The following is a 6759-nucleotide window of genomic DNA, read 5'->3' as shown; positions in this document are numbered from 1 at the left end:
GCCATAGCGGTGGGCTACGGCCTACTAGCATGCAAAATTTTAGCGGGGTGACAATCCCAATCTCAAACGGGGGCGACGGCTGCCTGCTCCGTCCTCAAACAGGTTATTTTGCAGCCTTGTGCACAATAGGTTATTGATTATTTTTATTATATATCGTGCGATCCTTTAAGATGGAGGCCGCTTTTTCCAAAAACAGGATTGTGAAGAATTACACTTAAACTACCATGAAAATTAAACACTAATAATCAGGAAAAAGACCATATTAAATAAAGCGCAAACTTCAATTTTTTGAAAAAGAGAGCAGCACCCTATTAAAGTTCTCCAAATAAATCGGTGGTTAGGATGCTTCTGAAATATTTACGAAGGGGGATAGGGTGGGACAACAAAACTTGCAGCTTGGAGATTTTTATTAAAAAGTTAGAGAAAAGGCGACTTAATTGTCGTTTTTATTTTGCACTCAGAATAAAGGTTTTGAATTACATATTCTCTTATTCAACGTAGCATCGTTCTAGTGAAATACATAAGTAATTTTTAAAAAAACTACTCGGTATGAGCGTCAAAAAGAACAATCATCAAAGACTAGGAGACAAATTTATTAGTTACTATAGTGAAGTTTACTTCTTAATTATTTTAGGAATAACCTCGATAGAATATATATTTTAATCTAATACTCAAGTTTACAAGGTGACCTAATATAAATGTTTTAAAATGATTTGATTGTGATTCGAATTGTATACGTAATCAATTAAAGGAGGTATGGTGATGTGCACCGATAAATCAATAAGTGGATTTAGGAGAGAATTGGATGACATACTTGAAACAATTCGTACGTAATCGGAGAAGAAGGGAAAAGACCGAGGTATTAACCGCACTCATTCCAGAAAGCTTGTACGGTGATTTCAAAGGTTACTGTGACGAACTGAATTTATTTATCAGTGAAGAGATTTGTCTGCTGAAAGAACGTGAAATGACAGGATATCTGGAGAATTAGCAATCAAGGACAAATACAAAATGAATGATGATGTAGTCAATGTAAATACAAAGGTAGTCAATAAGATTGCAAAAGATGTAATTCAAATACAAATAGATTCGTAACGACACAATGGCAAGTAGACGCACAGCTTCCATGTCCTTATAGTGGTCAGTGGGTGGCAGCGACTAACTTTTCCAGACATGCCAAACGACACTTAACAACCACACAGGATATCTTCACGAATGAAAAGTTTATAGATAAAATCAAAGAAATGATCCAGGCGAAAAAAGCTGAAATATGAACTAAATAAGTTGTAATTTTGGATTAACAATAGTTTAAGAATAAAGGGTACGTTCATTGCTATAAATCAGTTTTCATAGTTGTACCTGTAAATATGTATCTGTAGTAATTTACCTTAATGCAAGTGGTAACCTACTTGGTCTCGAGTGTTAAATTTAAGAATGTTTATTGAGAAAATATTTTTAATTATCTGATTAATCAATATATTAACCATTGCCATTTTGTAGCCTGTAGTATAAAATTCTATGAAACTCTTTCTTTTCGCAATTAGTTTCATAGACTTTTTTTAAGGGGGATGGACTTTGAATTGGAAAAAGAAAATTAGCATGCCATTATTATCTGCTGGACTTGCATTTAGTGCGTTTACACCCGGAGTTATAAGTCATGTGAATTTATCTCAAGAAGTTAAGGCTTCTGGAAAAGAGGGAGCACCAATTGATTTAGGGATTGCAAATGATGACCGGCTAATTGAGATGTTAAAGAAAAATGGAACGATTCCAAAAGATGCGACGGCCACAGAAGCAGATAAGGCATTACAAAAGTATTTACATAAGCTAGCGACGGCCTCGGAAACTAATAAAAAAGAAAATTCTTTTGAAAAGAAGCAGGCCGCACTAAAAGAACAAGTTAAAGCAAAAATGGCTAGTAACGGTCTAAATGAGGGAAAAGGAAACAAGTCAGGGCAAGCAAAGCAAAATACTGTTTCCTCTGTCAAAAAAGAAGATTGGGATGGTACGGAAAGGAAAGACGAGGTCCTCGTTCTATTAATTGATTTTCCTAATCTTCCACACGGACAATTAACTTCCGATGAAACAGACATGTATTATAGCGGACCCGATGCATACTCCAACCAACATTATCAGGATATGATTTTCGGTGAAAATGGCTATGTCGGTCCGGATGGTAAAAAGAAGATCTCCATGAAACAGTATTACGAGCAACAGTCCGGCGGCAGTTATACGGTGGATGGTAAGGTTGCCGGCTGGTATACAGCCAAACATCCAGCTGCTTATTACGGTGCTCATGATGAAAATGCCGGTAATGATAAAAATCCAAGAGCACTTATTCGGGAAGCCCTTGCTGATGCGGCTAAAGATCCTTCAATTGATTTGAATCAATATGACAAAGAAGATCAGTTTGATTTGGACGGTGACGGCAATATGCGCGAACCAGATGGAATCATTGACCATGTCATGGTCATTCACTCTGGTGTCGGGGAAGAAGCAGGCGGCGGTAAAATTGGTGAAGAGGCAATTTGGTCTCACAGCTGGGATCTAGGCGGTCTCTACCCAATTCCCGAAACAAAAGCGGATGTAAACTATTTTGGTGTCGATAATTTGTTAGGACTAGCCTATACCATTGAACCAGAAGATGGAGCTGCGGGCGTATTTGCTCATGAATTCGGTCACGATTTAGGCTTGCCGGATGAGTATGACACCCTTTACAGCGGTTTAGGTGAACCAGTCAGCTACTGGTCACTCATGTCAAGTGGAAGCTGGACAGGGAAAATTCCAGGTACGGAACCATCTGGCTTCAGTCCATATGATAAAGAGTTTTTACAGCAAACGATGACAACAAATGACTTTATGCCAAACTGGCAGTCAGGAAGTCAAATAAACGTAAATGATGTTACTTCTAAAGGAACAGAGTACTTGCTTGATGAAGCAAGTACAAAAGGCACAAATGATGATGTTGTTAAAGTAAATCTTCCTGAAAAGGAGATATTAGTTAATACGCCTGCAAGTGGGAAGTCAGAGTACTTCAGTGGGAGTGGAAATAATCTAAGTAACAAAATGAACACGACTATTGACTTATCCAATGCTACTTCTGCTCAGCTTACATTTAAAACCTGGTACTCTATCGAACAAGATTATGATTATGCTACTGTTCGTGTCAATGGTCAAACGGTTCATGGTAACATCACAACGAATGATGATCCTCAAGGGTCAAATCCAGGCAATGGTATTACAGGAGATTCCGGAAACAAATGGGTAGATGCAACATTTGATTTATCTCAATTTGCTGGCCAAAAAGTCCAATTAAGCTTCAATTATGTCACTGATGGCGGATTGGCAATGGCTGGTTTTTATGTTGATGATATCAAGGTAAGTGCGGGTGGCAGCACAATTCTGTCCGATGATGCGGAAGGAACTTCACCATTTACTTTTGTAGGTTTCTCCAAATCTGATGGCAAAAAACATGCAAGTCAGTATTACCTTCTTGAATGGAGATCCCATAACGGTTCTGATTCAGGTTTAGCCAATGTGAACCGTAAAGGAACCATGTTATCTTATGATCAAGGTTTAGTAGTTTGGTATGTTGATAACTCCTACGATAACAACTGGACAGGTCCAGACTACCACCCTGGTGATGGTTTCTTAGGTGTTGTCGACGCCGACCAGCACAATAATATCTGGCATAATAAGGACTGGAAGGATCCAAACGGTGTATATGATGTTAATAAAGTCCTTGGGTCAAACAGCTATCAAATGCATGATGCAGCATTTAGCTTAAACAAAGGTAGTAAAGTGACCATTGGTGATTCTTCTTTCTACTTGAAAGATAACTTTACTCAAAGCAATGCCATGTTTGATGATAATCAGAATTACAGTAATACCCAAGCTCCTGACGTTGGCCGTAATATTCCAAAATTCGGACTAAAGGTTCGCGTAGTTGGCCAAAGTGCTGACGGTACTGTAGGTAAAATTTTACTTTATAAATAATAAGGTGGTTCTCTTATTTAAAGTGTATCCCTTGTAAAGGGTATTTAAAAAAAAGCTAGAAAGCATTGAACAGATGATCCCTGTATTGTGAAGTGAACCCAATAAGTTAGACAAAGTATTTTAAGCAGCTACTAAGGATTGGATCCTGTATTTTACAGGACTCAATCCTTTTAGTTTTGCTTACTTCATACTTCTAAGCTACATTTTTAAAAGATTCATGACCCTCAATAAAAAAATGAACGGCAGCTAGCTTAGTTTCTAACGAATATTTTCTCATAAAAAAACCTCCCCAATAGGCAAACAGATTTTATTTTTTAATCTGTCTACTTATTGGGGAGCGTATCATTGTTAATTGTGACTAACAATTGGGGTGCAGTTCATACTGAGGGGCTCTGTTTTTTCAAAGCCGATAATTAATGCTCTACAGGAATGCTAAAGGGGGCAGCATTCCATATGTTCAATTCAATTTTCCTCACTTATTATAGGTGGTTCTCGTTGTTAGCTTGTAATAAAGTTTGATCAAAGGCATGCTTCAAAAATTGATTTTTCAACAGAAGAAATCCAAACATTTTGAAAAAAGTTTGGTCAAAATGCTTGGGTTGTTTTTTGCTAGTGAATGATTTTTTATAAAAAAGTTTAATGTTGTTTTAGAATAAAGTTGGTTCAAATAAATGCAAATAACCTCGATAAAAGAACAAAAAGAAAGTGCGTGTTTTGAAAAAGATTGATCAAAACTTGCTCTTGAAATATTCTAACAAACTATTTTTGTATAAATAAGTTTAATCAAGTCGTGACTTTATTTTATCTTCAAAATTGAATATTACAAAATTAATCCTGTGTCATTCAAACTTAAACATCTTCTTTAATAGCAGGAAAACCTAATGGTCTTATATATTCCCATATATGAGTGCATTTCGTTAAAGTATTTCCTATTTCCCCAATAAAAAGCCTAATTTCTCAATTTATTGTAGAGGAATTAGGCCTTTTTTCACTACTTCATTAAAGCGCCTTATAGTTTAATGACTTGATTTACTGATTATACTTTCAATCATTCACTTTGAACTACATAGATATAGTTTTTGTTGCAACTGTTTGTTGAAATGCCTGATCATGCTCAACAATAACCATTGTGGGATTAAATTGTTGAATAAGCTCTTCAATCTGCATACGCGAATAAATATCAATAAAATTTAATGGTTCATCCCATATATATAAATGAGCTTTTTCACATAAACTTTTAGCGATAAGCAGCTTTTTCTTTTGTCCACCAGAATAATGAGATATATCTTTCTCAAATTGAATTCGCTCAAAATCCATCTTACGTAGGATAGATTTAAATAATGTCTCATCAATCTCATGCTCTTCAATAAAATCTGATAACGATCCTTTCAAATGAGAAGTATCTTGTTGGACATAGGAAACGATGAGTCCTGAGCCTAAATTAACTGAGCCTGTATGCTGTATCGGATGTCCTAGAATTAGTTTTAGGATACTACTTTTCCCACTTCCATTCTTTCCATCAAGTACAATTCGGTCACCTTGTTCAACTATAAAGCTAATTGGCTCATTCACTATTTGGTCATCATACTTAACAGATACATCAGCCAAAACAACCAATTCATTTGACTGGAATTTCAATTGTTCTAATTTTAACGAATCAGTTTTCTCTACATTTTTTAGTAATTTTGACTTTTCTTCAATAGCTTTTTGTTTCCTTGATTCAAGGTTCTTCGATCTCTTCATCATCTTGGCCGCTTTATGCCCTACAAAACCTTTGTCCAACTTGGAACCAGAATTCCTTGTCCCGTTTTTAGTGGCTTCCACTTGATGAGACCAACCTTCTGAACGCTTTGAAGACTGTTTTAATCTCCCTATGTCTTTTTGTAGACGCTCATTTGTTGCTTCTTCGTGTTCCTGCTGTCTATCAAAATTTAACTTCCAAGAAGAATAGTTACCACTTTGGACTTCAATGTTTGCTCTATTTATAGATAAGATATGGTCAACGCACCCGTCTAAAAAGATTCTGTCATGTGAAATTAAAATAAATCCTTTTTTCTTCCTTAGATAATCAGAAACCATCTTTCGTGCATCAGTATCTAGATGATTTGTTGGCTCATCAATTAATAGAAATTGACCCTCATTCAAAAACAGTGCAGCAAGCAATACCTTTGTTTGTTCTCCATTTGATAATGTTTTAAATGGTCGGTACATGACCTCGGCATCAACATTTAAATAGGATATTTCACGAAGAAATTCCCAATCTTCTGCTTGGGGACAAATTTCTTCAAGGATTTCATGAGTAAACTTGTTCTTATCTGAAACTGGGTAAGGGAAAAAATTAAATTCTACCGAAGAAGTGATTTTCCCACTATACTCATAATTCCCTAATAATAAATTAAAGAATGTCGTTTTTCCTCGTCCGTTTCTACCGATAAATCCTAGTTTCCAATCCGTATCCATTTGAAAGTTTACACCTTCAAAAATATTATCAAAGCTACCTGGATATGAAAAAGTTAAGTCTTGAACTTTTATCATTGACATAATAATTCCTCCTTTATATATCGACACTTTTCATATAAAGTCGGAATATCCATCAATTTATTAATTCCTCCATATAAGTTTGATGGATACTAACGACTTATATAGAGCATGAATCGTCTACACTTATCTGGACAGATATTTTAAGGGCAGCTACACTTAACTTATTACAGATAAGGAGCACTCAAAATGACGAAAAGAGAACGCCGTACATTCACTTCCGAA

At 35.8% G+C, this 6759-nt stretch carries 3 protein-coding genes; 2 read left to right on the top strand and 1 reads right to left on the bottom strand.

Going from position 1 to position 6759, the window contains the following annotated elements:
- Positions 1-805 precede the first annotated feature (805 nt).
- Together AC1DVK_RS26085 and AC1DVK_RS26080 are read left to right on the top strand one after the other, a co-directional pair.
- Entirely contained in the window at positions 806-991 is a 186-nt protein-coding gene (locus AC1DVK_RS26085) for a hypothetical protein (RefSeq protein WP_477627743.1), read from the top strand.
- A 608-nt stretch (positions 992-1599) separates the two neighbouring features.
- Positions 1600-3996 carry an immune inhibitor A domain-containing protein gene (locus tag AC1DVK_RS26080; protein ID WP_477627744.1) on the top strand — a complete coding sequence of 799 codons (2397 nt, stop codon included), beginning with the start codon at positions 1600-1602 and terminating at the stop codon, positions 3994-3996.
- Positions 3997-5058: 1062 nt separating this feature from the next.
- Here AC1DVK_RS26080 and AC1DVK_RS26075 read toward each other — a convergent pair.
- Positions 5059-6537 (bottom strand): Lsa family ABC-F type ribosomal protection protein, encoded by a 1479-nt coding sequence (locus AC1DVK_RS26075; RefSeq protein WP_410862147.1) that lies wholly within the window; start codon positions 6535-6537, stop codon positions 5059-5061.
- Between the last annotated feature and the right edge of the window lie 222 nt (positions 6538-6759).

It is taken from the genome of Peribacillus sp. P4_B1 (assembly GCF_056402395.1).
The sequence above is the reverse complement of the archived record's forward strand: the minus strand, read 5'-3'. Positions and strand labels throughout refer to the sequence as shown.

Bases quoted from the DNA above. Each gene is read 5' to 3' on its own strand.
- AC1DVK_RS26085 (WP_477627743.1), top strand. From the start codon at position 806: ATGACATACTTGAAACAATTCGTACGTAATCGGAGAAGAAGGGAAAAG.
- AC1DVK_RS26080 (WP_477627744.1), top strand. From the start codon at position 1,600: ATGCCATTATTATCTGCTGGACTTGCATTTAGTGCGTTTACACCCGGA.
- AC1DVK_RS26075 (WP_410862147.1), bottom strand. From the start codon at position 6,537: ATGTCAATGATAAAAGTTCAAGACTTAACTTTTTCATATCCAGGTAGC.